Raw genomic sequence first — 25,944 nt, forward strand, 5'->3', positions numbered from 1 at the left:
TCCTCACCCTACTGTTAAGGGTTGATGCTGGCCGGCCATTTCCTGCCGCACCAGCTCCTGCACGGCCGGCTGGTCGAAGTCGGCTTCGGTTTGAATGTGGGGCATGAGGCGGGCCATGATGGCATCCTGGCGCTGGCCGGCGGCCCAGGCCTCGGCGTAGGGCGTGTGCGAAAACGTAACCTGCGAATACAGCGGCGTCCAGCGGCCGGGGTACTGGCTGGCAATCCGGGCCTCAATCTTCTTCTGCAGCAGAAAGCGCGGGTCGGCCACGCGGTCGCGCATTTCGGTGAAGTTGTACAGCGCCAGGTCGGCCATGGCGTCGGTGTTGGGCTTGCGCTGGGCCTGGAACTCGCTGAAAATGGTGGGCCAGGCGGCATCGCCGTACCGGTCGAGCAGGGCGTTGAGCACGCTGCAGTCTTCGAAGCCGGCGTTCATGCCCTGCCCGTAAAAGGGCACGATGGCGTGCGACGCATCGCCGAGCAGCAGCACGTCATCGTCGTGCTTCCACGGAAAGCAGCGAATGGTGACCAGCGAGCCAGTGGGGTGTTCAAAAAACTCCTGCGTGAGCGCCGGCATCAGCGGCACGGCATCGGGAAACACGCGGGTGAAAAAGGCCGTCACGTCGGCTGGCGTTTGCAGGGCGGCGAAGCTCTCGGGCCCTTCGTAGGGAAAAAATAGCGTGCAATTGAACGAACCGTCGAGGTTGGGCAGCGCAATCATCAGGTACTGCCCGCGGGGCCAGATGTGCAGGGCATTTTTCTCCAGCTTCCACGCGCCCTGGGGGCCGGCTTCGATGGTGAGCTCCTTGTAGCCGTACTCCAGGTAGTGCTGCGAGTAGTCGTAGCGGTCGGTTTTCTGCAGGGCGCTGCGCACCGCCGAAAACGCGCCGTCGGTGCCAAACAGGCGGCTGTAGGGCTCTGTGTGCTCCTGCTGCGTGGCCGTGTCGAGCAGGTGCAGCTGCTGGGCCTTCAGGTCGATGCCCAGGCACTGCTGGCCGAAGTGCAGGCGCACGTTGGGCTGGGCCTCGGCCAGGTCGAGCAAGCGGCGGTTGAGGTGGCCGCGGTTCACGGAGTAAATGGCCTGGTCGGCCTGGCCGTAGGGCTGGCGCGTGAGGTTGCCCTGCACGTCGTGCATCACCCGGCCGGTCATCGGAATGCCCACCTGGCGAATGTCGTCGGCCACGCCCACGCCCTCCAGGGCCCGCCAGCCACGGTCCGACAAGGCCAGGTTGATGGAGCGGCCCTCCTGGAAGCCGGCCCGGCGCGGGTCGGCGCGGCGCTCAAACACCTGCACCGGGTGCCCGCGCCGCGCCAAGTACAACGACAGCAAGGAGCCCACCAGGCCCGCTCCCATCACGGTAAGCGGTTCGGCGGTGGGCAACGACGGGGCAACAGCGGACATAAGCAAAGAAAAGATGGGACAGCGAAGCTACTACGCGCACTGCGCCCAGGCTGTTGAACGTTAAGACAATTGCATATTCAGGTCCCTGAAGAAAGCGCTGCCATTGTGTTCATCGCGCACCCGACCCAGTTTGTCGAGTGCTTGGCGGTTTTTGGCGCAAATGGCACGAATGAAGCAACCGTACGGTGACCTTTGACGAATTGGGATTAAATCAAAGTATAGCCATGACACATTTTCGGTTCCGTTTCAAGCGGATGGGGTACATGCGGTGGCGCTTACGCACCGGGAGCCGCCAGGCTTTTCCGGTGGCGGCGGCTTATCCCGTTTCCACCACGGCGCCGTGGTGGCGCACGGTGCCGGTAGTGGTAGCGTTTGGGCCCGAAACCAAGGTGATGGAAGTCGGGGGGCTGATGATGTGCAAGGGCGATGCGCCCCAGATAGGTGGACACCCAGATATTAGATACTAAGTATTTACAAATTAGAACTTTGTTAGGTTGATAAAGCGGCAGCTAGGATACTAATAGATGGTAATATGCGGGAATAAGAAGGTAGTTCTGCTGCCTGCTCTTTTAAATTTCCCTACAAGCGTCTCCTTTACATTATTTTACTGCTATGTCTTTTACTACCGCTCGGTAGCCGGGCCCAGGGCCCGCAAACCATCAGCGGCGCGGTGCAAACCGAAGCCGGCACGGCCCTGCCCGGGGCTACGGTCATTATCAAGGGCGCCTACACCGGGGCAGCTGCAACGAAAAAGGGCAGTTTCAGATTAAATCGGATTTTTCGAAGGGGCCGCTGGTTTTGTCCGTGTCGTTTGTCGGCTACGAAACCCAGGAGCTGCCGCTCACTGACTCCAACCATGCCCGCACCGTCACGCTCCGGCCCAGCGCTGTGCTCGACCAAGAGGTAGTAGCTGCTTCCCGCGTGGAAGAAAACATTGGCCAGGTGCCCGTAACGGTGGAAAAGCTCAACCTGCGCCAGGTAGAGCTGATTAACACGGCCGACCTAGTGGCTGGCCTGGGCCGCTTCAAGGGCATCGACATCAGCAGCTCCAGCCTGCTCACCTCCAGCTTCAGTACCTGGGGCTTCAACTCCTCGCGCTCGGAGCGCGTGATTCAGCTGGCTGACTACATGGACACCCAGGTGCCCAGCCTGAGCAGCAACTTCGGCAACCTGCTGGGCATGCCGGTGCTCGACGTGGCCAGCGTGGAAATTGTGCTACCACGGCCCAGATTAGCGCCGCGGCCGGTGGACGCTTCCAGAACACCGCCCTCAACACGCGCGTGATTCAGATTGCCAGCAACGTCGACCAGCGCGTGCAAAGCCACGGCGCGGGCCTCACCTTGGCCTACGCTGTAGCGCCGGCCCTGACGCTGAACGGCAACTACAGCTACAAATACCTCATTACGAAATAATTAAAGGCCGTAAAGTAGTCGTTCTTCAACACCCCCCGCCACAAGTTCTACCTGGGCTTCGGCGGCCAGGCGCTGGACCGCAAGTTGAGCTACAACGTGAACTACCGCTGGGTAGCGGCCTTCCTCTACGAGTATACTTTCGCCACCGGCACCGTGCCCCAGGCCCAAACCATGGCCGCGCAGGTGGGCTACACCCTCAAGAGCCTGCACACCACCCTGCAGGCCGGCGCTACCAACTTGTTCGATGCCCCCAACCTGCAGGTGTACGGCGCGCCCAGCATCGGTCGCATTGGCTACGTTGGGCTGCTGTTCGACATCAAGTAATTAATCTCTGCGCTTCACAAAAAGCCCCGGCCTGCAATCAGGCCGGGGCTTTTTGTTGGTTGAGCCGGAGGTCAACTAGCTTCTACCCAGCGAAAGGTCAGGTTGAGCCGGGGGCCAAGTGGGCGGGCCGTTTTGGGCAAGGCATGCTGCCAGTGCCGCTGGGTGGCGCCCCGCATGAGCAGCAGGCTGCCGGTGGGCAGGTCCAGGCCCAGGGGCGCATGCGCCAGCCCGGCGCGCGGCCGCAAACGGAAGCGCCGGGTAGCGCCCAGGCTAAGCGAGGCAATAACGGGGGTGAGCCCAGCTCCGGCTCATCGTCAGCGTGCCAGCCCATGCTGTCGCGGCCGTCGCGGTAGTAATTCAGCAGCACGCTGTTGAAAGTTGAGCTGGTGGCGGCCTCGATGCGCTGGCGCAGGCAGAGCAGGACGGGCGTCCAGGGCCGCGGCTCCCAGCTCAGGCCCGAGTAGGTGTAGTGGGCCGCGGGGTCTCCGTACCAGGCCGTGAGGCGGGGCTGCGGCACCTCCTGCCCAAACAGCCGGATGGCGCGCTGCTCCCAAACCACCTCCGCCGTGAGTTGGGTGAGCAGGGCATCAGCTTCAGCCGTCGGTAAAAAAGCAGGATCAAACAGCAGGTCGGCCTGGGGCAGAAGCAGGGGCAGCAGAGCCATGGGCAAGGGGCGCGAAAGGGCGTGTGAAAGCTGCCGGAAAACTCGCCGGCCTGGCAATGCCCGCTACTTGGGCATCATTTTCTCCAGCTGCTCGCGCACTTCCTTGGGCTGCTTCTGCATCAGGTAGTTATTAAGCTTTTGAATGCCAAACAACAGCGCAAAGCACACCAGCAGGGGCGGGAGCCAGCTGCGGTTGCGGTAGCTCACCGCGCCCACGTAGCGGGGCCAGAACCACAGCACATAAGCCAGAATAGCGGGCAGGTTGAACAGGGGCCCGTACCACGCGCTCAGGCCGTAGCGGGGCAGCGCCCACTGCAGCGCCAGCGCACCGGCCAGCATGTAGGCCCCAATGAAGAGCAGCAGCCCGAGCAGGGCGCGCTTGCGGTCCAGCCGCCACAGGTTGATGGCCAGCAGCGTGCCGCCGGCCAGCAGGGTGAAGGGCAGCGAAAACAGCACAATGGTAATCGGCGAATACAGCGCTGGGCCGGTGGGCGCCGCGCTGGGGTCGGCGGCCACGGCGGCTTGCTCGCGCTCGGCCTCGGCGGCTTCCTCGAGGGCGCGTTGGGCGGCTGCGGCCTCTTCCAGGCCGGGGCGGAGGGCTTCTTCTTCGGGGGCGGGCTGCCCGCGGCGGCGCAACTCGTCGAAGGCCGCCAACACGGCGGCTTCGCGGTACTGGACATGGCCGGTCACGTATTCGCGCAGGGCCGCGTCGGTCTTGAGCAGCATCTTGGCGGCGTAATCTTCCATAGCAATTGAGGAATTAGGAAAGTAGAAGGGGTGTGGGTGGGGCATCGAGCAAGGTGCGGAAGTAGTTTTTCCGGCCTCTTTCTTCATTCCTCAGTGAAGAAGCGCGCCAACGCCTCGCCCACCCGGCTTACATCCTCAAACGAATTATAGAGCGGCACGGGTGCCAGGCGAATGACGTTGGGCTCCCGCCAATCGGCGATGATGCCCCGGCCGGCCAGGAAGTTGAACAGCTCGCGGCCCCGCTGGTGCACCAGCACCGAGAGCTGGCAGCCGCGTTGGGCGGGGTCCGGGGGGGTGATGATTTCCAGCTGGGTGGTGGGCAGCCCCAGCCCGCGGATAAGGGTTTCGAGGTAGGCGGTGAGCTGCTCGCTCTTGCGGCGCAGCGCGGCCATGCCCCCGGCGCGCTCAACAATCTCGAGGCTCGCGCGGTGAATAGCCATCGGGAAAATCTGGGCATTCGAGAGCTGCCAGCCGGCCGCGCCGGGCATGGGCCGGAAGCCTTTTTTCATTTGAAACCTATCGGACGGGTCGTGGCCCCACCAGCCGGCCAGCCGCACCAAATCGGGCCGCTGGGCAAACCGCTCGTGCACAAACACGCCCGACGTGCCCCCGGGCCCCGAGTTCAGGTACTTATAAGAGCACCAGCAAGCAAAATCCACGTCCCAGTCGTGCAGGTTCAGCTCCAGGTTGCCGGCCGCGTGGGCCAGGTCGAAGCCCACCAGCGCGCCCACCGCGTGGCCTGCCCGCGTGATGGCGGCCATATCGAAGGCCTGCCCGGTATAATAATTTACTCCCCCGATGAGCACGGTGGCCAGCGAGTCGCCCAGCTCCTGAATGGTGGCTTCGATGTCGCCCGTGCGCAGGGTGTGCTCGCCGGGGCGCGGCAGCAGCTCCACTATCACGTCGGCGGGGTCGAGGCTGTGCAGGCGGGCTTGGCTTTCGATGGCGTACTGGTCGGATGGGAAGGCGCCGCCTTCCATCAGAATCTTGTAGCGCGTGGCCGTGGGGCGGTAAAACGACACCAGCAGCAAGTGCAGGTTGACGGTGAGGCTGTTCATCACCACCACCTCAAGGGGCCGGGCGCCCACCAGGTGGGCCGAGGCCGCAGCCAACGTTTCGTGGTAGTGCATCCAGGGGGAGGTGCCGTGGAAGTGGCCTTCTACGCCCAGCCGCTCCCAGGCCTCAAACTCCTGCTCTACCGCGGCGCGGGCCGCCTTGGGCTGCAGGCCCAGCGAGTTGCCGCAGAAGTAGGCGCACGGCCGGCCGTCGGGGCCGGGCGGAATGTGAAACTCCTGGCGGAAAGCCGCTAGCGGGTCGTTGGTGTCGAGTTGGGCAGCGGAGAGAGGAGCGGGGGTGTAGGTCATGCGGGCGCAAATATCGGCGGTAGGCAGCGCGCCCCGTTGCGGCCGGCCGGAAAGATTCGGGCAATGGCCACCTAGCGGCCGGCCAGCAGAGAGGGTGCCGTGATAAATCGCTCCTGGGCCAGTCCCAACCAGTCCAGCGCGTTCTGGCCCAGCATCTGCGCCTTAATGTCATCCGAAAACGGCATAGACTTGATGAGCTGGCCGGGTTCCAGCTCGCCCAGCGGGAAGGGATAGTCCGAGCCCAACGTGATTTTGTCGGCCCCGAGGGTCTTTACCAAGTAGTCGAGCATCAGCGGGTCGTGCACCAGGGAGTCGACCCAAAACTTGCCCAGGTAGTTGCGCGGATTGTGAGGGTTGTCCACGGCGCAGAGGTCGGGCCGCACCTGCCAGCCGTGCTCGATGCGCCCGATGGTGCTGGCAAACGAGCCCCCGCCGTGGGCCACCGCCACGCGCAGCCGGGGCAGCCGCTCCAACACCCCGCCGAATATCAGGGAGCAGAGCGCCAGGGTGCTTTCGGCGGGCATGCCCACCAGCCAGGGCAGCCAGTACTTGGGCATTTTCTGCTGGGCCATCATGTCCCAGGGGTGCACAAATACGCAGGCGCCTAGCTCCTGGGCGGCGGCAAATACTTCAAAGAGCTCCGGCTGGTCGAGGTTCCAGTCGTTTACGTGCGAGCCGATTTGAACGCCGGCCAGCCCAATTTTCATGCAGCGCTCCAGCTCCTGGATGGCCAGCATGGGTGCCTGCATCGGAATGGTGCCCAGCCCCACGTAGCGGGTGGGGTAGCGGTGCACCACGTCGGCAATGTGGTCGTTGAGCAGCTGGCTCAAGTCGAGGCAGTCGGCAGGCTTGGCCCAGTAGCTGAACATCACGGGCACGGTGCTCAGCACCTGCACCTGCACCCCAAACTGGTTGTACTCGCGCAGCCGCACGGCCGGGTCCCAGCAGTTGTCTTGTACCTCGCGGAAGAACTTGTCGTCCTGCATCATGCGGGCGCAGCACGGCTTGTGGTGCTCTAGCCGGATGAAGCCCCCGTAGCCGTAGCGCTCCGCTAAGTTGGGCCAGCGCTCGGGCAGGATGTGGGTGTGGATGTCGATGGAAAGCACGGGTGGGGCGGGCGAGCTAGGGATTAGAGGGGATAGGACGATTAAAAAAACTTACTGAAATACAGCTCGCGGGTGTTTTTGTCGTCGAGCAAATAGCCGGTGGCGTACTGCCAGGTTTGCCACAAGTTAAGCGTGATGCACAGCACCACGGCCGCTTGCAGCCCCGCTTGGAGCGGCCGGCTCCAGCCACGGGCCACGGCCAGCAGCGCCGCAAGGGGCAACGCCAGCAGCGGGTAGAGGCTGACCAACGGCCGGGCGCTGAAACCGCCGCCGTACCACCACGCCTCCCAGCTAAAGGTAACGTAGAGCAGCACTGGCAGCAGCACCAGCGCCGGCACCACCGCGGCCGGCAGGCGTCGCCGAGCGGCCACCAGGCCCAGCAGCATCAGCCCGGCCAGGGGCGTGTACAGCAGCCAGCCCTTGCGGAAGCTAAAGAGCCCGTACAGCACGTGAGGCTGCGAAAAGTAGAAGTGTTCCACACTGTAGCTGTCGACCACCCAGTGCCCGGACACGACGCGCCAGAACAGGAATTGCAGGCTCAGCACTGCCGCCCCCACGGCCGCCGCCAGGCCCCATTGGCCGGCGTGCGCCAGCAGCAGCGCCGGCCGCTGCCGCAGCGCCGCCCACGACGTGATGCCCCAGGTGAGCGGAATCACAACATACAGGGCTTCGGTGAAGCGGCAGAGCGTGGCCAGGCCCAGGAAAAGCCCCACGCCCACGGCCCAGCGCGGCCGGAACGTTTCGTACCACCGCACGGTGCAGTACAGCAAGGCCGCCTGCCACATAAATAAGGCCGCGTGCGCCATGGCCGCGTCGTAAGTGCAGTAGTTGAAATAGTTGGTGCCCAGCCCCACGCCAGCCAGTGCCCAGGCCGTGCGGCGGTCGTCGAAGAAGTGCAGCAGCAGCTTGCGCACTATCCACAGGCCCAGCAGGCCATACACCAGCCCGGCCAGCATGACGCTGTGCTGGTAGGGGCGCGAAAAGCCATCGGCGCGGTAGCGGTGGCTGAGGCAAGCGTAGGCATGCGCGCCCGCAAACCACGGCAGCTCGCCCAGTGCCACGCCCAGCGGGTATTTCGATATTACGCGGCCATCGGGCAGCGTGTAAAGGCCCCGCTCCTGGGGCCGGCCGGCGGCCAGGGCCAGCCGTTGCAACGAGTCGGCCCGGCCGAGGTCGTGGTAGATAAAGGCCGACGGCAGGTAAGCGTAGTAGCCGCCCGCATCGTAATCCAGTACATCCAGCGCCTTCCACGGCCGGTCCTGAAACACGGCCAGCGTGGCCAGCACCGCCACCACCAGCCACACGTGTAGCGAACGCACCACCCGCTTAGCCGGCCACTGGCGCGGGCGCCTCCATGTAGGTGCCGCAGTTTTTACAGGTGCGCAGGTCCTCCGAAGCCCAGAACTTGTTCATGATGGGCGGGAGCTGGGCCACGATGTCGGTGATGACGGCGAACTCCTCGTAGAGCTTGTGGCCGCAGTTTTCGCAGTACCACTGAAAGCCGTCGAGCTCGCCGGGCTCGCGGTAGCGCTCCAGCACCAGGCCCACCGTGCCGGCCGGGCGGCGGGGCGAGTGGGGCACGTTGGGCGGCAGCAGGAACATCTCGCCGGGCCCGATGGGGATGTCCACCGGCTGGCCGTCTTCGATGATTTTCACCGTCATCGTGCCTTCGATTTGCCAGAACAGCTCCTCGCCGGCGTCCACGTGGTAATCTTTGCGGGCGTTGGGGCCGCCCACTACCATCACGATGAAGTCCTTGTTATCTTTGAATACCTGCTGGTTGCCCACTGGCGGCTTCAGCAAATGGCGGTGTTCGTCAATCCACTGTTGGAAGTTGAAGGGGCGGGCGATGGGCATAGGATGGGCGGATGAAGGTGGAAAAGACAAAAAAGCGCGAAACAGGGACTGGCGGCGTACCAAGCGCCGGCTCGTAAAAACAACCGAGCGGCCGGCCTAGGCCACCCACTCGTGCTGCAAAAAACGGGCGAGCAGCCACAGCAACAGCCCCGTGCCCACCAGCAAGGTAGGCAGCAGCGCCAGCCGCCGCACCCGCGGGTGCAGGTGGGCATTGAGCGCCCACAGCAGCACCGCGCCGCTCACCAACGTAAAGCCCAGCAGGGTGCGAATATGGCCATACGCGGCAAACAAGCCCAACCAAGTTACTTCCATCAGCCCAAGTAGCGCTAGCAGCTGCCGGTTGGACAGCCGCACGCGGCGCACGAACTCCGCCAGCAGCAGCAGGAAGTAGGGCGTGGCGTATACGTAGCGGCTCAAACTGACCAGCACGCCGCCCTTGGTGGCCAGCGTGACCAGCGTGATGCCTGCCACGTACGCCAACGAAAAGACAGCCGGCCGGGCCGAAGCGGGCAGCGGCCGGCGCCAGTGCCGGTATGCGAGCCAGCCTAGTCCCGCCGCGCAGCCCAGCCCAATGAGCAGGGCCGGGGCTTCGAAGCGGGTTTGAAACGACCCGCCCCAGTTGGCCAGGGGCAGGGCAGGCCAGCGCAAGCGGTTGTCCCAGAGGCGCTGGGCGGCAAAGAACACAAACCACCGTCCCGTGTACCAATAATGCACCACCACGCTGATGCCCAGGCCCAATAGCGTGGCGCCCGCTGCAGCCAGCGTAGGCCAAAGCCCGGCCCGCCGGTCCCGGTAAGCCAGCACAAACGTGGCCACCACCGCAGGCAGCATCACAAACGCCGCCGACCGGCTCGTGCAACTCAACACCAAGCCCAGGCAATACAGCCACAGCACGTTTTGGCGCAGCGCCACCAGCACCAACACCCCGCTGGCAAAGAATACGGCCTCGCTGTACGGCAGGACCATAAACAGCAACGAAGGCACGGTGAGCAACAAAGCCATTTGCCGCCGCGACCAGGCAAACTGCCAGGCCAGCACCGCGAAGCTGACAGCAAACAGCCCGAGGTTGAGCAGGCTTATGGTCACGGCCGATACGTTCAGCCAGCGCCACAGGAAAGGAAAAAGCGGAAAGAATGCCGTTCGCATCACGTCGTAGCCGTGCAGGCGGATGTGCAGGTAGTGCAGGGCGTCCCAGTGTCCAAAGGCGCCTTGCGTGAGGTGCCACGCGCTTGGGAAGGCCGCATCCAGGGCCAGCACCAGCAGCACCAGCGCGCTGCACCACGCCCCGGCTCCCACCAGGCATGGGGCAAAGGAAAGCGGAAAGCGAGCCTGCTCAACGCGGAGTGCCGGGGCCACGGCAGGAAAGAGAGCAAGCATGCTTGAGGCAGTAGATACGGGCAGATAGAAGGAAAGCAGCAAGCGGCCAGAGCAGTACCTCGCCTAAAACTCGTCACTATTTTGTGCCCAATTTCGCACTTTTACGGGCAAGTCTTCTCGGCTACCGCCCAGCTTGCCCATTTTGCGGCTCCACTCAGCTCAATCCTTCCCATGGACCTACTCCCGTATCGCGCCCTGGTGGGCGGCAGCACCCAAGGCATCGGCCGCGCAGTGGCCCAACTTTTGGCCGAGCACGGCTGCGCCATCACACTGCTGGCCCGCAACGAAGAGCGCCTGCGCGAGGTGGTGGCCGAGCTGCCCGCCCCCACCGGCCACGAGCACGATTATTTGGTGGCCGATTTCAACGACCCCGAGCACCTGGCCCAAGTAGTGCAGGATTACCTGGCCCAACACCCCACCGGCTTTCACATTCTGGTGAACAACACCGGCGGCCCTCCCGGCGGGCCCCTGCTCGAGGCGCCCGTGGCCGCCCTGCAGGCGGCCTTCCAGCAGCACGTGGTGTGCAACCACCTGCTGGCCCAGGCCGTGGTGCCAGCCATGCGGCAGGCGGGGTTTGGGCGCATCATCAACATCGTGAGCACCTCCGTGAAAATTCCGCTGCCGGGGCTTGGCGTAAGCAACACCATCCGCGGGGCGGTGGCGAGTTGGGCCAAAACCCTGGCCAATGAGCTGGGCTCGCACGGCATCACTGTCAACAACGTGCTGCCCGGTGCCACGCTCACCCAGCGGCACATTTCGCTGGTGGAGAAAAAAGCCGCCCAAACCGGCCAGTCGGCCGAGGCCGTCGAAGCCGAGATGCTCAAGCTCATCCCGGCCCGGCGCTTCGGCCTTCCCGAGGAAGTGGCCGCGGCCGTTGCCTTCCTGGCCTCCCCGGCCGCCGGCTACATCAACGGCACCAGCGTGCCAGTAGACGGCGGGCGCACAGGAAGCCTGTAGCGCGGCGCCCGATGCGGCAGCCGGCCACGAGAAGGAGGCTTTATTTGAACATCACGCTTTCGCTTTCTTCCGAGCTCCGCATTAAAACTACCTTTGTTTCTTTCCAGCTGCGCCCCGCGTTTTTCTTGTGGTAAAATTCGATACCCTTTCCATCGTTATCCCGGTTTACAACGAAGCCCGTACCATCCATCAGATTCTGGATTTGCTGCGCGAGCTGAAGCTGGTGAATAACATCGGCAAGGAAATCATCCTGGTCAACGACTGCTCCACCGACGGCTCCGGTGATACCATTCGGGCCTACGCCGCGCGCTACCCCGAAATGGGCCTGCGCCTGCTGGAGCACGCCGTGAACCAGGGGAAAGGGGCGGCCCTACACACGGGCATCCGCGAGGCCACCGGCGACTACGTCATCATTCAGGACGCCGACCTGGAGTACGACCCCGAGGAGTACAACCTGCTCATCAAACCCATTCTCAAAGGCTTTGCCGACGTCGTGTTTGGCTCGCGTTTTATGGGCGGCAACCCGCACCGCATCCTATTCTTCTGGCACAGCATCGGCAACTACTGGCTCACCCTGTTTTCGAACATGGTGACCGACCTGAACCTGACCGACATGGAGACCTGCTACAAGATGTTCCGGCGCGACATCATCCAGGGCCTGCAGCTGGAGGAAAAGCGTTTCGGCTTCGAGCCCGAGGTGACGGCCAAAGTGGCCCGCGTGCCCCACGTGCGCATCTACGAAGTGGGCATCAGCTACTATGGCCGCACCTACGCCGAGGGCAAAAAGATAGGCTGGCGCGACGGCTTCCGGGCCATCTACTGCATTCTCAAGTACGGGCTGCTGGGGCAGTAAGCAGCGCACGCGCTACCACCCGGCCTTGGGCGTCAGGGCTTCGGCCCGGATATCGTCGAGGTAGCAGGGCGAGCCGTTTTCGTTGAGCACAAATACTTTGAGCACATCGTCGGGCCGGGCATCGGCGGGTAGCGGCACGTCCAGCCACACGGGCGTCCACCGGTGGCTAATGCTGAGGGCATTCTGCAAGCGGGCATTTTCCCACTGCACGGTCTTGCCCTGGCGCTCCAGGCTCACCACCAGCTTCTGGCCCCAGGCGCCGTACTCGGAATTCACCATCACGCTGCCGCGCACCCACTGCCCGCCGTGGAGCTGGGCGTCGCGCAGCCGCACGTTGAGGGTGGGGCTGTAGGGGCGGGCCGGGTCGGTGCGGTATGATTGCCGGCTGTTGTAGCCCGCGTCGGCGGTGATGCCCGTTTCGGCAGCTACGGGTAGGTCATCTAGGGTGAGTCGCGCCAGTTCGCGGCGGGTGTAGGCCTCAATGCCACCCGGCAGGCGGTGCCTGGTGTCGAACAGGTTGAGCTGGTCCTGGGTGGGGCGCGGAGTGTCGAAAATGGCGGCGTAGTAGCGCCGGTTCATGTTCTCGCCGTCCATGATGCCGTTCATGTACTGCCAGTGCTGCACCAGATTCAGGTTCACGAGCAGCACGCAGGCGATGAGGGCCGCGCCGCGCAGGGCTGCCCGGCCGGGTTGGGGCTCGCCCAGCCAGGCCAGCAGGTAGGCCAGCGGCAAAGCCAGTGCGGCGTAGGACTGCACCAGCGCCCGCTGCCCAAAGCTGCCGCCGTACCACCAGATGTCCCAGGCCGATACCACCCACAGGTTCACCAGAAAATACACCAGCACCGGCACACCCACCGCCCGGTTGCGCCGCCAGAGCACGGCCAGGCCCAGCAGCGGCAGGGCCATAAGCGGCGTGTATATCAGCCAGCCCTTGCGAAAGCTGAACAGCACCTGCCAGGTATGCGGTTTCAGAAAGCTGAAGCCCTGTTCCTCGTAGCTGTACACGAAAAAGTGCCCACTGGCCCATTTCCAGTACAGCAGCTGGGGCAGCACGCCCAGCAGCCCAAAGCCGAGCAGCAGGGCCACGTCGCCCCAGCGCCCGCGCAGCAAGGCCAGCTTCTGGCGCGCCGCCGATACCGACGTCACGCCCCAGAGCACCGGCAGCAGCCCGGCCACCAGGTCCGACGGCCGCACAATCACCAGCAGCCCCAGCGTGAGGCCAATGGCCGCCGCCAGCCAGCGCTGCGGCCGCTCGTGCCAGCGCACCGTAAGCCAGAGCAGCACTGCATACAGCGTAAAGCCATAATTATGGGCCATGGCCCCGTCGATGGCCGAGTACTGCAGGTAGTTGGTACCCAGTACAATAAGCCCCAGCGTGATGGCCGCCACCGCATCGGAAACGTAGCGAAGCAGCACTCGCCGGAGCAGGCCCAGCGCCAGCAGCGAATACAGCAGGCTGCCAAAGGCAATGGCTATCTGGTACGGGGCCGAAAAGCCGTCCTGGGCATAGTGCCAGCGTCCGGCGGCCCAGTGGCCCAGCCAGAAGAAGGGCGTATTGAGCAGGGCCACGCCAATGGGGTACTTCATCACCATGGCGCCGTTCGGGCCATCGGGCGCCGGAAAGGCTTGGTAGAAAGACCCCGTGGGCTGGTACTCCCGCATGATGTCGGGGATAAAGGCCAGCCGCGACAAGTCGTGGTAGATGAACTGCGCCGGCAGGTACAGGTAGTGGCCCATGGCATCCCAGGTGAGGACGGCCGTGACGTTGTGTGTCTCAAAATAGGGCGCCCACAGCCGGACCTGCACCAGCAGCAGAAACAACACCAGGACCACAGCCAGCGAAAGCGGCGCACGAAGCTTCATGGAATTACGCAAAAACAGGCCCGCGGCTGTAGGCAGCCGCGGGCCAAAACCAGGGTGATGCAACGGCTGGCGCCCGCCGCGGCGCTATTCGAGGATGCTGATGCGAATGTCGTCGACGTAGATGGCCTGGGTGGCCATGCCGCGCCACAAAAACACTTTGAGGTGGTTGGCCGACGTGATGTTGTCGGGCAGTACCATGTCCTTGCTTACCTGCACCCAGGTGTTGTATTTCTTCACCACATCGGCCAGGCCAATGCCCTCCCCGCTAACGGCCTTGTTGCCCTGGGCCGGGTCGGTGATTTGGATGCCCAGCGAGCCGTTGCCCTTGGGGCTTTGCAGATAGACCCAAGCGCTGAGGCGAATTTTCTTGAACTTCTGGGGGCTAAGCTGGCCCAGCGCGTTCTCGTAAGTCAGGCTGAACTCGCGGGAGGGGTCGATGAAGATGGAATAGGTGCCGGAGTGGGCTTGCTCGCGGGAAAGCGCGGCGGGGTCGACGCCCCAGCCCGCCGTACTTTCGAAATCGTTCTCCGTGACCAGGGTGCCCTCGGAAGTATTCTTTTTGGTGTCGTCGCCGCAGGCCGCAACGGCGGTCGCAGTGGCGAACAAGGCCAGTAGAGTAGTGAATTTCATAAAAAGACAAGTGCTAAACAAGCCAAAGGTATACATGCGCTTGCAATGCCCGTCGTCGGCTGGAAATCATTTATTCGGGGGTGAAAACGGGCTCGGGAGCCGGGGCGTGCCGGGCCGCCCACCACGTCAGGAGCATTTCGGTGGCCAGCACCAGCACCACAAACGGCAGGAGCCAGGCGGTGCGGGCCTGCAGGCGGTCGAGCACGTTGGCCAGGGCGCCGGTGACCAGGGCATTGGCCCCGATGCCCAGGCCCAGCACTGTGAGGAGCAGGGCCGTGGGCGCGCCGGCCCAGCGGCGCACGGCGGGGCTGCTCAGGCCCAGCAGCCCTGCCAGTAGGGCCAGCACGTACGCCAGGTACACCCGCTCGTTGAGGCTGCTAAACGACAGCAGGTTATGATTTTGCATCGAGGACAGATACTCCTTGAGCTCGTAGGTGCGGAATTCGCCCACCTTCCAGTACGGATTGGTGTTTTCCCGAAAAGGCGTGAGTCCATCGCCCAGCCCCACGTGGGTGAGCTGGCGGAGCGTGGCCTGGGCCGTTTCTGATGCCAGGTAGGGATAGTAGCGCGGCGAGCGGGCTATTTTGCCGATGATGTGCTGGTACTCGGCGCGCGTGGCGTTCCAGCCGCCGGCCAGGTTCAGCGGGCTGTTGCCATCCCACATAAACGTAACGGCGTCGTTGGGCAGCTTGTCGCGGTAGGCGCACAGGGCGTAGTGGCCGGTGGCGCACTCGCGGTCGAGGAACCGCTCCAGAATACCGGACTCGTTGAGCCGAGCCATGAGAAACGCCGGCGAAGCGCGCGAAAGCGTGAAGCCCCCGCCGAAGGCCAGGTGCAACGTAGGCAGCACCAGCCACCCCGCCAGCACCACGGCCGTGGCCAGCTGCCAGTCGCGCCGGCGCAGCAAGCCCCGTGAAAACCACCCACCCCGCCATGCCCCCAAACCCAAGCCGAAAACGACCAGGCTAAAGGTGAGCAGGTTAGATGTGTGCATCAGGCCGGCCAGCAGCGCCAAGGCCAGCCAGGCGGCGCGCTCCAGGCCCGAGCGCGAGCGGCCGAGCAAGACCAGCGCCAGCGTCATCAGCCCAATCGGCGTGAAAATGTCGGGCATAAGCTGGCTGCTAAACCACGACACGCCCGTGGCCCAAACCCCCAGCGTGAGCAGGGCCAGCTGCGCCGCCGGGTGTGCGACCCGGGGCGCAAACTCGCGGATGTAGCGTAGTAGCAAACCGCCGAGTATCAGGCACTGAAAAAAGACCACGAACCACAGCGAAAAGCCCAGCGCGGCAGCCCGCGCAAACAGGCCGTAGGTAATGGGCCGGTCGTCGGGCACGGTGAAATTTAGGGCGCTGTTGAGGTAGGTGCCGGTGTCGGACGTGACCAGGGGAAAGCCGTTGTAGAGGCCCGCGTACAACAGTACCAGGCTGGCCAAGAGCAACCAAGGCAGACGGGACCAGCGGAAAGAAAAGGGCGAGGCCATGTGGTACAGAAAGAAGAAAACGCCAACGCTAGGCCGGCGCCTGGGCTACCGGCGCCGGCCGCCACCAGCTCCCGCCCACCGCCAGCACCAGAAAAGCCGAGGTGAACAGCGTGAGCGAAAACAGGTAGGCGTAAGGAATCTGCAGGAACAGGTAAAAAACCGTGAGGTAGAGCTGCAGCACTACCAGCGCCAGCAGGCGGTAGTCGAGGCGGTGGCGCAGGCGCCAGTACAGCGCCGCCCCGGCCAGCACGGTGGTGCCGCCGGCCAGCAAGTGGGTGCGCTGCAGCCAGGTAATCTTGTGGAGCAGGTCGCCAGGGGCATAGCTGTAAAACCAGGAAGCCATGCCCAGGCCGTTGAAAATATGGTCGGGGTTGCCTCCGGGGCCGTCGGAGCGGCTCCACTCGCCCACCGTGGCAATGCGGTATTCATTCAGGGCGTGGGTAAAAATGGTCCAGTCCTTCGACAGAAACGGCACCACGTACAGCCCCACGATGCCCAGCAAGGTTAGGCCCGCCACCACCAGCGAGTGCCGCCGGCCCACCTCCCGCCACAGCACCCAGAGATAAAACGGCACCCACAGCACCACCGAGTAGCGCGACAGCAAGCACAGCACCAGCGCTGCCGCCTGCGCCAGCGCCGAGCGTGACAATACGCTGGCTGCCAGCACGCAGTAATACGCAATGATGGTGGGCTCCAGCACCTGTGCGTAGATGAAGGGGTCGTGTTTAAGGATGTGCACCAGCACAAAAGCCGGCAGCAACGCCTTCAGCGCAAACTCCAGCCATCCGATGCGCTGCTGCGCCAGTGCCACCTGCCACGCCCCAAAGCCCAGCAGCAGCAGCAGGCCCAGGCTCCACCACCGGTAGTCGAGCCCCAGCTCGTCGGGCAGCACGTAGGGCAGCCACTGCAAAGGCAAATGGTTGGGAAATAACGGATAAGGCAGGTTGGTGATGTAGCGGTACACAACTTCCCCGCTCCGGAAGCGGCCCACGTAGTTCTGCACGATGGGAATGACGTCGGAATAGCGGACGTCAACGGGGCTGTTTACAATGTTGGGCGCCTGGTAGTAGAGTACCCAGGCGCCGCCCAGCAGCAAGGCCAGCCCTCCCCAGGCGAGGCGGGTGGCGGCTTGGGCTGGCGTAGGACCTGTAGTGGGAGCCGGCCGGTGCAAAAAGTGCAAAACCGCGAACACACTGAGTAGAAGCGCAGCCCCTGCCAGCAGCAGCGGCTGCACATAAGGGCTAAAATGCCCACGCAGGTCCGTAAACAGGCGCACCTGGGCCCAGAAGGCGGCATACGCCCCCAGTTGCCAGACAATGGGGCGAATGGACCGCCAGCGTGTTATCAAGGAAGGATTAAACACAGCGCGAAAGCTACCATTCCCGGGCTTTCACCCGAATGTCGTCGAGGTACACCGGGCCCGGGTTCGTGCCCCGTTTCAGGTACAGGCGCAGGTGCGTGCTGCCGGGCAGCCCCCCGGGCAGGTGGAAGATGTGCTGCACCCGCGTCCACCGCTTAAAGTCGCTGACTTGCGACAGCAGCGGCAGCTGCTCCGAGTAGAGCGGCGCGGTGCCGCCTTCCGCTACGGCCTCTACCTGCAAGGTGGCGTCCGCTTTATCATTGGGCAGGTACACCCAGGCTTCGACTTCCATGGCCTGTAGCGTGTGCACGCTGGCTTCGTACAGCGGCAGGTCGAACATGAGGCCCGTAGTGTGGGTCGAGTCCACGAGCACGGCGTAGCGGCCGGAGTGGGCATGGTCGCGGGTGAGGGTCGAGTGGTCGGCGCCGCCCCAGCCGGCCACGGCTTCAAAATCGTTGCGGGTCACGTCGTCGCCTATCCAAGTGCCATCGGCGGGGTCGTGGGAGCTACATGCCGTTCCTCCCGCCGCCAGCACCACCCAGCCCAACCCGGCGAGGACGGGAGCCAGCCCCTTTTTCTTAGACAGTAACAGGTAGCGCATTATTGGCAAGGGCAAGCGAAGATTGATAAGCCAGGGGAAGAGCCAGCTCAACTTCTGTAAAAAAGCAACAGGCGGACGGCAGGGCAAAGGTTAGGGCCATTGTTGAGGTCAAAGTACGGTACGAATGGGTCCGGTTGGGCTGGCCCCGCGGCCTTATGGCCCGGCCGGGGCCGCCAGCCAGGCCGAATCCGGGGTCAGGGTAGGGAAGTCGACGATATACAGCGGGTGCCAGACGGCCGGGCCCGGGGTTTTCAGCAGCCGGAGCTGCAGCCGGTACGCGCCCGGGGGCAGCCACTCCGGCCAGTGCGGGCGCCACGGCTGGCCCGCCGGCGCGGTGCCCGCCAGCAGCACCCGCCCGCACTCGTCGGTGAGGGCCCAGGCCAAGTCGGCCGTTCCGCCAAAGTTGAGCTGGGTGGCGGGGGCCTCGCGCAGCCGCGGCACCAGCCACGGGGTGCGCCAGCCCGTGGTCGTGGGCAGGGCCTGCCAGCCGCTGCAGGGCGGGTTGTGGTTGTCGGTGAGGTTGAGCCGAAGGCGGCCGAGCGAGTCGGGTGCCAGCGTCCAGGTTTGCACGCCGGGCGGCGGCACGTAGCCCCGGGGCTCCCACCGGGGCATGGCCCCGTAGCCCACCGGCGGCTGGCGGTAGTCGCCCACCGCAAAGCTGAACGCCGGCGGGTGGCGCGGCTGCCACACCCGGATGTAGTCGACGGCCATCGTGTCGTGCGCGGGCGACGCCCAGTTCCACATGGCCAGGTTCACAATCAGGTTGAGCGGGCAGCCCAACGTACGGAAGCGGGTTTCGCGCCGAATGGGCACGCCGTCGAAGTAAAACGTGAGCTGGCCCGGCTCCCAGCGCAGGGTATAGGTATGGAAAAGGCTGGAAAAATGCCCCGGCACGGTGGAGTAAAAAAGGCATTGGCAGGCCTGTGCCTGCGCCAGGGCCGGCCGCCAGTAGCCGTTGGCATGGGCCACGGCGTTGTTGCCGAAGCCACCGTCGGCGGCTTCCATAATATCGAATTCGTCGTGCCCGGCCAGCCAGAACGCCGGAAACGCCCCGTAGCCCTTGGGCAGCCGGCAACGGATTTCAAACATGCCGTAGCCGAAGCCGCCCGGCGTGGGCGGGCACGGCGCCAGCCGCAGCGAGTCGAGCCCCGGCAGCAGGCTGTGCAGCATGCCCGCCGTGTAGCGCAGCTGCCGCACCTCTTGGCCCAGCTGGTAGCGCCGGGGCTGCGCCAGCCGGGTGGCCGTGAGGTACAGCAGCCCGCCGCGGGTGTGCACCTCCGTGCCCGTGTAGTACTCGGTTTCAGCATTGCCCACAATGTTGCGACCCCACGGGTAGGCAAAGCCCCAGCGCGGCGCCAGCAGGGTGCTGTCGCCGTCCTGGTTGAATTCCTCGGCCCACAGCATCTTGTAATCGGCGTAGTTGGGCGGTGGGCCCTGGGCACGGGCCGGGGCCGCCCCGCTGGCGAGCAAGGCCACCAGCAGCCAGAGCCTGGCCCAGCGTTGCCAGCGGCTCAGGTACGTAAAGGAAGCCGCCGTTACCATCGCAACCGGAACACCGAATGCACGCGCCGGCCATCGGCCCGGATTTGGTATACTTCGTTGGGGTAGGGGTACGGCTCGGGGTGCCAGCGGTAGTTGGTGATGAAGTAGTCGGCGGCCTCGGGGCTGTATACTATCACCAGCCGCTCGCGCAGGGCGCTGGGCAGCATTTCGCGGGCCATGGCCGTGGGGTTGGGCGGCGGCGCATACACGGCAATGGACGGCCGCGGGTCGTGGGTGGCAATGTACTTCAGGTCCTGCTGATAGCCCAGGCCCCAGTAATCCATCTCGAACCGCTCGGCCACGTGGCGGCCGGCCAGCAGGTTAAAGTACACGTTCTGGAAGGGATGGTCGCGCACCATTTGCACGGCCACTGCCAGCATCCCGAAGGCGGTGGCGGCGCGCACGGCCTGGGGCCAGTAGGCCCAGCGGGGCCGCCAGTGCGCGGCGGCTACCCACCCGCGCAGGGCCAGCAACAGAAAGGGTGGATAAACAAAATAGAGCTGCCGCCAGCCATCGTAAAGCACCGAGTGCAGCACAATGACGGCCAGCAGCGGGCCCAGGCACAGCGCCAGAAACAGGACGTCCTGCATCTGCTCCTCGCTGGCCCACAGGCGCCAGCGCTGGCGCACCATCGCGCGGATAACCAGCCCAATGCCCAGCAGGCCCATGCCCAGGTACAGCAGCGGCGTGGTGATGGCAATCCAGACCAGGGCGTAGTGCCAGGGCAGGTCCGTGGCCAGCGTCATGTTGCCCATATACAGCACCGAGCCGCCCCACCGGAAAGCACTCATGTTGTGGAACGCCGCCAAGAAGTTCTCGAGCGGGTTGGACCACAAATACGGCCAGAACAACACCACCAGGCCGCTCGTTAGCACGCCGTACGCAACGCCGGCCCCCAGCACGCGCGGCCATTTCAGTTCACCGAGCAGGCCGCGCCAGGCCAGCATGCCCACCGTGGCCAGGGGCAGCAGCACGCCCATGATGCGCACGTCGATGGTGATGGCGCAGGCCAGCGCGTGCCAAATGACGCGGCCCGCGGTGGGCCGCCGCAGCAGCCTCACGCCGGTGTTGGTGGCGATGACGAACAAGGCCATAAACACAGCGTCCTTGTCGTTGTAGAAAAAGTCGGCGAAGAGCCGGGGCGAGAGCAGCAGCCACAGCGCCGCCAGCAGCCCAACTCGCCAATCGCGAAAACGCCGTGCCGCGAGCTGGTACATGGCAATGAGCCCCCCGAAACACACCAGAAACGTGCACAAATGGCGCAACTGAAACTTATGGCGGATGTCGTTGTAGCCCAACAGCCGCTCCAGAAACGACACCGGCGTTTCGAAGGCCACCCCGTAATCGCAGTCGTAATACTGCATCAGCGGCGTCTGGTAGCGGTCAAACTCATGGTCGGCCGCTACCCAGGCCGGCGCGATTTGTTGGGCCACGTGCTTGAGCGAGACCATGCCGGTGTCGCGCTGCTGATTTTCGTCAATCGAAAACCCGTAGTCGCGATAAAGCAGCAAGCCCATCACCAGCACCGCCGCAAAAAAGGCGGGCACCACCCACCGTTGGAGAGGAGAAGAACGGGGAAAGTCAAGCATGAAGTTGATAGAAAGCAAGCCGGAAGTTGGCGATGGTGAGCTGCTTTTTAGAAGGTTCGGGCTAAAAAGGAATCAGCGCCGCGGGAAGGCAGGATGCGGTGCCGGTAACCAAGGCCCAAAGCAAGCAGCACGTGTTGGCTTTATTCGACGGCGGACAAGGGGTCGTTGGTGATTATTGCAGCGGGTCGGGCCATGGCTTCGCGCGTGCCGCGCAAGGCGTTGTCGTAGTGGCCCTGCTGCGCGCGGCGGCGCAGTTGCCGCAGCTCGCGAAACCCATCGAGGCCGTTAAGCAAGCCCACCTTGCTGCCGGTGGCGTCGTTCCAGCGCACCGGCTGCTCGCAAAGGCGCAGCCCGGCGCGGTGGGCGAGGTACAACAGCTCCACGTCGAAGCCAAACCGGTCGAGGGTGGCGCCGGCTACGATGGGGCGGCACACCCCCAGCCGGAAGGCTTTGAAGCCGCACTGCGTATCCGCGTAAGGCAGCCCGGTGGCCAGCCGCATTACCAGATTGAAAAACCGGCCGCTTTGCTCCCGCAGCCACGGCTGGTGCACCCCAATGAGGCTGCGGTCCAGGGCCCGGGACCCAAATACCACGTCGAACGTCCCCGCCAGAATCGGCGTCAGCAACAAGGGCAAGTCCGTAACCGGCGTCGACAAGTCGGCATCGGAGAATAGCGCCACGGTACCCTCGGCGGCCAGCAAGCCCTGGCGAACGGCGTAGCCTTTGCCCCGATTGGGCGAATAGCTGACCAGCCGGCAGGGGATGTGAAAGGCGTGGGAAGCAATGATGTCCTCCACAACCCGGGCCGTGCCATCGGTCGAGCCGTCGTCGACGATGATTACCTCGCTGCTGTAAGGCTGCGTCTGGAGGTAGGCGAGCACCTGTTTCAGGGTGCTGCCTATCCGGGCGGCCTCGTTGTAAGCTGGGATGACGAAGGAGAGAACGTGCAAAGGGAAGAGGAATTAATCGGCGACTAACGGCGAGGAAGTTCAGGCCGTGAAAATACTGGGCTGAAATTATCCAAAGATGAACCGGAGTTCGCTCCTGCGACGCTTAAATTCTGCCCTCGGCCACGCACGTGACGCCGAAGAGCTTATTGGCCGTAGTTAGCTTCATTTCGGCGCTGGTAAGGCCCAGCAGCACGCGGTTGACGACCGGCAAAGCCGGCCGCATGTTGGAGGCGGCGTCTTGCTGCCGGAGGTTGCTTAGTTGCCGCACGGCCCATATCAGCGGAAACAAGCTGCCGTACAGGTAGTAGTTTTTGATGCTGCGAAAGTTGGCCTTGGCCAGTACGCCGCGCAGCATCGGGATGCGGTAGCGGCGGTAGTGGCCCAGGAATACGTCGTGCCCGCTCCACAGCGAGCGGAACGCGGGCACGGTGATAAAGAAATGATTCTCTTCTCCGACGCAGGCTTGCTTAATGGATTGCAGCATGGCCAAGTCGTCGGGAAGGTGTTCGAGCACGTCCATCAGCAGCACCAAGCCATGTTCGATGACGGGCGGAATGGCCAAAACCTTTTCGACTTTCTGCCCTTGGGTAGCCGCTATTTCAGCAGCTGAATACCCGATGTCGACCAGGTACACCTTGGCAATGGCTGCTCCGTAGTGCTTTTCCAGCTCAAGGGCAAAAAAGCCCGAGCCGGCCCCAACGTCTACAATGGTCAACGGATTGCCCCGCCTCACCAGCTGCTTGGCGTAATTAAACAAAGGCAGCTTTTTGCTTTGGTAATACCAGTGGACGTCGGGATTGACGCCGTTTTCCAATTCTTTTAAATCCATAGGAGTCGTGACAAGCGCGTAAACTTAGTGCCTTTTGCCGCAGCCAACTAGCGGGTAGCTGCCAAACCCTGTTTTGGCGCAGGAGCAGGCTGCCATGATGGCGTAACGGCCCTGGCTACCGTCTTCTTGGGGCCTGCCAAATGCACGGCCCGTTCGTTCTGGGTTGCCCGCCCGTGCTTGCTTTCCCAAGTACATTGCAAAACCAAGGGAAAGGGGGGCTTCTGCCCAGGGCCTGCTTTTCTAGGTGCTGCCTTTTGTTTATTACCCATGCTACTCATCCAGAACTACCTCAACGGCCAGCTCGTCCCGCCCCTGGCCGGCCGCTACCTCGACAACATCGAGCCCGCCACCGGCCAGGTCTACGGCCAGCTGCCCGACTCCGGCCCCGATGACGTAGCCGCCGCTGTGGCTGCCGCCGAAGCCGCCCTGCCCGCCTGGCGCGCCTTGCCCGCCGAGGAGCGCGGCCGCATGCTGGTCAAAATCGCCGACCTGATAGACGCCAACCTGGAGCGCCTGGCTCAAGCCGAAAGCCAGGACAACGGCAAGCCCCTGAGCCTGGCCCGCGTGATGGACATCCCCCGCGCCGCCTCCAACTTTCACTTTTTCGGCACCGCCGCCGAGCATTTTGCCACCGAGGCGCACATGCAGGAGGGCATTGCCCTTAACTACACCGTGCGCCATCCCATCGGCGTGGTGGGCTGCATCTCGCCCTGGAACCTGCCGCTGTACCTGTTCACCTGGAAGATAGCGCCGGCCCTGGCCGTGGGCTGCTGCGTGGTGGCCAAGCCGTCGGAAATCACGCCGGCCACGGCCTTTTTGCTAAGCGAGTTGTGCATGGAAGCCGGTCTGCCGCCGGGCGTGCTCAATATTATCCACGGCACCGGGCCGGGCTGCGGGCAGGCCATTGTGGAGCATCCGGGCATCAAGGCCATCAGCTTCACGGGGGGCACGGCCACGGGGCGGCACCTGGCCCGCACGGCCGCGCCCATGTTCAAGAAGCTGAGCCTGGAGCTGGGCGGCAAAAACCCCAACCTCGTGTTTGCCGACTGCGACCTGGCCGCGGCCGTGGCCACCAGCATCCGGAGCAGCTTCGCCAATCAGGGCCAGATTTGCCTGTGCGGCTCCCGGATTTTTATTGAGCGGCCCGTGTACGAGGCCTTCAAAACCGAGTTTCTCCAGCAGCTCCAGGCCCAAAAGATTGGCGACCCGCTTGCGGCCGACACCAAACAAGGGGCCTTGGTGAGCCAAGCACACTTGCACAAAGTATTGGGCTACATTGAGCTGGCCCACGAAGAAGGCGGCCGCCTTCTGGCCGGAGGCAAGCGCGTGACGGTACCCGGCCGCTGCGCCGAGGGCTATTTCCTGGAGCCCACCGTCTTTGAAAACCTGCCCCACGACTGCCGCACCAACCAAGAAGAAATTTTTGGGCCGGTTGTCACCCTCACGCCGTTCGATACCGAAGAAGAAGTTATTGCCTGGGCCAACAGCACCGATTACGGCCTGTCGGCCACCATCTGGACCACCAACCTCACCCGGGCCCACCGCGTGGCCCAAGCCCTGCACAGCGGCATCGTGTGGGTGAATACCTGGCTGCACCGCGACCTGCGCACGCCCTTCGGCGGCATGAAAAATTCCGGCGTCGGCCGTGAAGGCGGTTTGGAGGCCTTGCGGTTTTTCACGGAGGCCCAGAACGTGTGCGTGAAGTTTTAGCTCAATAAACGGCAGGATTAAAGACCCACCCCTGCGTACACTTCTGTTAGTGGTACCTGGCAGCCAATGCTGCTCAAATCAAGCACTGCGCTTAAGTCCCGGGTTTCGGTGAGTACCCAGCGGCCCAGTTCGTCCCGGGTATAGAGCTCCGCGTGAATGGACTGGGACGCCAGAATCAGGTATTGTTGAAGGCTCGGGATTTGGCGGTAAAACATGAACTTTTCCCCCCGGTCGTTATTGGCCGTTGATGGGGAAAGGACCTCCACCAGCAGCGTGGGATTCAGCAACGTATCAAAGGTTTTCTCTTCGTTGAATGCTGGCGGGCCGCATACCACCGTCAGGTCGGGGTACACATAGGCGCTGCCGCTCAGAATCTGCAGGCGCTGGTCGCTGCCTACCACGGTGCAGCTTTTTCCTCGCAGCTGGCTGTAGAGTTCTCCCGTCAAATTCGCGCAAATGAGGTTGTGTACGTAACCGGCGCCCGCCATGGCGCGGATTTCGCCGTCAAAATACTCGTGCTTCTGCTCGGCCTCCCGCTCCAGCCGCAGGTATTCGGCGGGCGAAATGGAGGCGGTGGGTTCGGTTTGGAAAACAGACTGGCCCATAATGCAAGCGGAATAAGGGGTTTACCCAAAAGTACGAAGCCAACCCCGTCCGTCGTCTTACCTTTGCGGGCTGAAACTAGCGTTTGCCCCGAATGCCCCATCCCGCTGCTGATTACTATGCCCATCCCACCGCCGTCCTCGACGAGGGCTGCCAGATAGGCGCCGGGAGCCGCATTTGGCATTTCAGCCACGTCTGCGCCGGCGCCGACATCGGGGAGCAGTGCAATTTGGGTCAGAATGTATTTGTGGCCGATGGCGTGACCCTGGGCCGCAACGTGAAGGTGCAGAACAACGTGAGCCTCTACGGCGGCGTTGTCTGCGAAGATGACGTCTTTCTGGGCCCCTCGGTGGTGTTTACCAACGTGAAAAACCCGCGCAGCGCCGTGCCGCGCAAAGGCGCCGGGCAGTACCAAACCACCTATCTGGAGCAAGGTGTGACCGTGGGAGCCAACGCTACCATCGTTTGTGGCGTAAGGTTGGGGCGCTATGCGTTTGTGGGAGCGGGCAGCGTCGTCACGCACGACGTTCCAGCTTATGCGCTCGTATACGGCACCCCCGCCCGGCCGCAAGGCTGGATGAGTGCCTACGGCCACCGCCTGGCCTTCGATGCCAACCGCCGGGCTACCTGCCCCGAAAGTGGCGAACAGTACGAGTTGAGCGCCACCGCCGAAGCGGTGCGCCCGCTCCCGAAAAACGAAAAAAGAACCTCGAAAAATTAACTAC

Annotated in this window: 25 protein-coding genes and 1 pseudogene; 8 read left to right on the forward strand and 18 right to left on the reverse strand. The window is 63.9% G+C overall.

Annotated features, from left to right (window positions below):
• Positions 1 to 3: 3 nt before the first annotated feature.
• Positions 4 to 1,401 carry an FAD-dependent oxidoreductase gene (locus AUC43_RS04870; RefSeq protein ID WP_068190570.1) on the reverse strand — a complete coding sequence of 466 codons (1,398 nt, stop codon included), beginning with the start codon at positions 1,399 to 1,401 and terminating at the stop codon, positions 4 to 6.
• A gap of 263 nt (positions 1,402 to 1,664) precedes the next feature.
• On the opposite strand from AUC43_RS04870, the gene AUC43_RS04875 reads away from it, so the two are divergent.
• The 4 genes from AUC43_RS04875 to AUC43_RS04885 all read left to right on the forward strand — a co-directional run bounded on the left by AUC43_RS04875 (position 1,665) and on the right by AUC43_RS04885 (position 3,137).
• Positions 1,665 to 1,868: a hypothetical protein gene (locus tag AUC43_RS04875; protein ID WP_157780929.1), complete on the forward strand. Its 204-nt coding sequence runs from the start codon at positions 1,665 to 1,667 to the stop codon at positions 1,866 to 1,868.
• Between the two features lie 337 nt (positions 1,869 to 2,205).
• Positions 2,206 to 2,685: a hypothetical protein gene (locus AUC43_RS04880; RefSeq protein WP_157780930.1), complete on the forward strand. Its 480-nt coding sequence runs from the start codon at positions 2,206 to 2,208 to the stop codon at positions 2,683 to 2,685.
• Positions 2,682 to 2,813 carry a hypothetical protein gene (locus AUC43_RS21695; RefSeq protein ID WP_257721715.1) on the forward strand — a complete coding sequence of 44 codons (132 nt, stop codon included), beginning with the start codon at positions 2,682 to 2,684 and terminating at the stop codon, positions 2,811 to 2,813. The genes AUC43_RS04880 and AUC43_RS21695 overlap by 4 nt, the downstream gene beginning before the upstream one ends.
• 96 nt (positions 2,814 to 2,909) lie before the next feature.
• Entirely contained in the window at positions 2,910 to 3,137 is a 228-nt protein-coding gene (locus AUC43_RS04885; protein ID WP_199243496.1) for a hypothetical protein, read from the forward strand.
• Between the two features lie 71 nt (positions 3,138 to 3,208).
• On the opposite strand, the pseudogene AUC43_RS21825 reads toward AUC43_RS04885, so the two are convergent.
• The 7 genes and pseudogenes from AUC43_RS21825 to AUC43_RS04920 all read right to left on the reverse strand — a co-directional run bounded on the left by AUC43_RS21825 (position 3,209) and on the right by AUC43_RS04920 (position 10,252).
• Positions 3,209 to 3,801, reverse strand: a pseudogene (locus tag AUC43_RS21825) (alpha-ketoglutarate-dependent dioxygenase AlkB family protein).
• Positions 3,802 to 3,864: 63 nt separating this feature from the next.
• Positions 3,865 to 4,548: a hypothetical protein gene (locus AUC43_RS04895; protein ID WP_068190578.1), complete on the reverse strand. Its 684-nt coding sequence runs from the start codon at positions 4,546 to 4,548 to the stop codon at positions 3,865 to 3,867.
• A gap of 83 nt (positions 4,549 to 4,631) precedes the next feature.
• Positions 4,632 to 5,912: a kynureninase gene (kynU, locus tag AUC43_RS04900; protein WP_068190579.1), complete on the reverse strand. Its 1,281-nt coding sequence runs from the start codon at positions 5,910 to 5,912 to the stop codon at positions 4,632 to 4,634.
• Positions 5,913 to 5,983: 71 nt separating this feature from the next.
• The gene (locus AUC43_RS04905; RefSeq protein WP_068190581.1) at positions 5,984 to 7,018 is read right to left on the reverse strand and encodes an amidohydrolase family protein; all 1,035 of its coding nucleotides are present in this window, start codon (positions 7,016 to 7,018) and stop codon (positions 5,984 to 5,986) included.
• 41 nt (positions 7,019 to 7,059) lie between these two features.
• Complete coding sequence (locus tag AUC43_RS04910) at positions 7,060 to 8,337, reverse strand: glycosyltransferase family 39 protein (RefSeq protein WP_157780931.1); 1,278 nt, start codon at positions 8,335 to 8,337, stop codon at positions 7,060 to 7,062.
• A 7-nt stretch (positions 8,338 to 8,344) separates the two neighbouring features.
• Positions 8,345 to 8,875, reverse strand: coding sequence for a 3-hydroxyanthranilate 3,4-dioxygenase (locus tag AUC43_RS04915; protein WP_068190585.1), 531 nt, complete (start codon positions 8,873 to 8,875; stop codon positions 8,345 to 8,347).
• 96 nt (positions 8,876 to 8,971) lie between these two features.
• Positions 8,972 to 10,252, reverse strand: a complete 1,281-nt coding sequence (locus AUC43_RS04920) for a hypothetical protein (protein WP_068190588.1) — start codon at positions 10,250 to 10,252, stop codon at positions 8,972 to 8,974.
• A gap of 171 nt (positions 10,253 to 10,423) precedes the next feature.
• Here AUC43_RS04920 and AUC43_RS04925 point away from each other — a divergent pair, with 171 nt between their 5' ends.
• Both AUC43_RS04925 and AUC43_RS04930 read left to right on the forward strand, forming a co-directional pair.
• Entirely contained in the window at positions 10,424 to 11,209 is a 786-nt protein-coding gene (locus tag AUC43_RS04925; RefSeq protein ID WP_068190590.1) for an SDR family oxidoreductase, read from the forward strand.
• A 127-nt stretch (positions 11,210 to 11,336) separates the two neighbouring features.
• A complete protein-coding gene (locus tag AUC43_RS04930) occupies positions 11,337 to 12,062 on the forward strand; it encodes a glycosyltransferase family 2 protein (RefSeq protein WP_068190592.1) in 726 nt (241 codons plus the stop codon).
• Between the two features lie 12 nt (positions 12,063 to 12,074).
• On the opposite strand, the gene AUC43_RS04935 is transcribed toward AUC43_RS04930, so the two are convergent.
• The 9 genes from AUC43_RS04935 to AUC43_RS04975 form a co-directional block, all read right to left on the reverse strand.
• Positions 12,075 to 13,925, reverse strand: coding sequence for a hypothetical protein (locus AUC43_RS04935; protein ID WP_068190595.1), 1,851 nt, complete (start codon positions 13,923 to 13,925; stop codon positions 12,075 to 12,077).
• Between the two features lie 84 nt (positions 13,926 to 14,009).
• Positions 14,010 to 14,555 (reverse strand): carbohydrate binding domain-containing protein, encoded by a 546-nt coding sequence (locus AUC43_RS04940; protein ID WP_068190597.1) that lies wholly within the window; start codon positions 14,553 to 14,555, stop codon positions 14,010 to 14,012.
• A 70-nt stretch (positions 14,556 to 14,625) separates the two neighbouring features.
• Positions 14,626 to 16,035 carry a hypothetical protein gene (locus AUC43_RS04945; protein WP_157780932.1) on the reverse strand — a complete coding sequence of 470 codons (1,410 nt, stop codon included), beginning with the start codon at positions 16,033 to 16,035 and terminating at the stop codon, positions 14,626 to 14,628.
• Between the two features lie 28 nt (positions 16,036 to 16,063).
• Complete coding sequence (locus tag AUC43_RS04950) at positions 16,064 to 17,383, reverse strand: hypothetical protein (protein ID WP_068190601.1); 1,320 nt, start codon at positions 17,381 to 17,383, stop codon at positions 16,064 to 16,066.
• A 25-nt stretch (positions 17,384 to 17,408) separates the two neighbouring features.
• Entirely contained in the window at positions 17,409 to 17,996 is a 588-nt protein-coding gene (locus AUC43_RS04955) for a hypothetical protein (RefSeq protein ID WP_068190603.1), read from the reverse strand.
• A 153-nt stretch (positions 17,997 to 18,149) separates the two neighbouring features.
• Positions 18,150 to 19,538 carry a glycoside hydrolase family 16 protein gene (locus AUC43_RS04960; RefSeq protein WP_068190604.1) on the reverse strand — a complete coding sequence of 463 codons (1,389 nt, stop codon included), beginning with the start codon at positions 19,536 to 19,538 and terminating at the stop codon, positions 18,150 to 18,152.
• Entirely contained in the window at positions 19,532 to 21,127 is a 1,596-nt protein-coding gene (locus tag AUC43_RS04965) for a hypothetical protein (protein ID WP_157780933.1), read from the reverse strand. Before AUC43_RS04965 ends, AUC43_RS04960 begins: the two co-directional genes overlap by 7 nt.
• 140 nt (positions 21,128 to 21,267) lie before the next feature.
• The gene (locus AUC43_RS04970) at positions 21,268 to 22,077 is read right to left on the reverse strand and encodes a dolichyl-phosphate beta-glucosyltransferase (RefSeq protein ID WP_068190606.1); all 810 of its coding nucleotides are present in this window, start codon (positions 22,075 to 22,077) and stop codon (positions 21,268 to 21,270) included.
• Between the two features lie 103 nt (positions 22,078 to 22,180).
• On the reverse strand, positions 22,181 to 22,906 hold the full coding sequence (locus AUC43_RS04975) for a class I SAM-dependent methyltransferase (protein WP_068190609.1): 726 nt from the start codon (positions 22,904 to 22,906) through the stop codon (positions 22,181 to 22,183).
• Positions 22,907 to 23,173: 267 nt separating this feature from the next.
• Between AUC43_RS04975 and AUC43_RS04980 the strand changes: the two genes are divergently transcribed.
• Positions 23,174 to 24,616 (forward strand): aldehyde dehydrogenase, encoded by a 1,443-nt coding sequence (locus AUC43_RS04980; RefSeq protein ID WP_068190611.1) that lies wholly within the window; start codon positions 23,174 to 23,176, stop codon positions 24,614 to 24,616.
• A gap of 17 nt (positions 24,617 to 24,633) precedes the next feature.
• On the opposite strand, the gene AUC43_RS04985 is transcribed toward AUC43_RS04980, so the two are convergent.
• Positions 24,634 to 25,221 carry a Uma2 family endonuclease gene (locus AUC43_RS04985; RefSeq protein ID WP_068190614.1) on the reverse strand — a complete coding sequence of 196 codons (588 nt, stop codon included), beginning with the start codon at positions 25,219 to 25,221 and terminating at the stop codon, positions 24,634 to 24,636.
• A gap of 92 nt (positions 25,222 to 25,313) precedes the next feature.
• Here AUC43_RS04985 and AUC43_RS04990 point away from each other — a divergent pair, with 92 nt between their 5' ends.
• The gene (locus AUC43_RS04990; RefSeq protein WP_068190616.1) at positions 25,314 to 25,940 is read left to right on the forward strand and encodes an acyltransferase; all 627 of its coding nucleotides are present in this window, start codon (positions 25,314 to 25,316) and stop codon (positions 25,938 to 25,940) included.
• The last annotated feature ends 4 nt before the right edge of the window (positions 25,941 to 25,944 follow it).

Origin of the sequence: Hymenobacter sedentarius (genome assembly GCF_001507645.1) — a bacterium.
In the GTDB taxonomy this organism is placed as follows: domain Bacteria; phylum Bacteroidota; class Bacteroidia; order Cytophagales; family Hymenobacteraceae; genus Hymenobacter; species Hymenobacter sedentarius.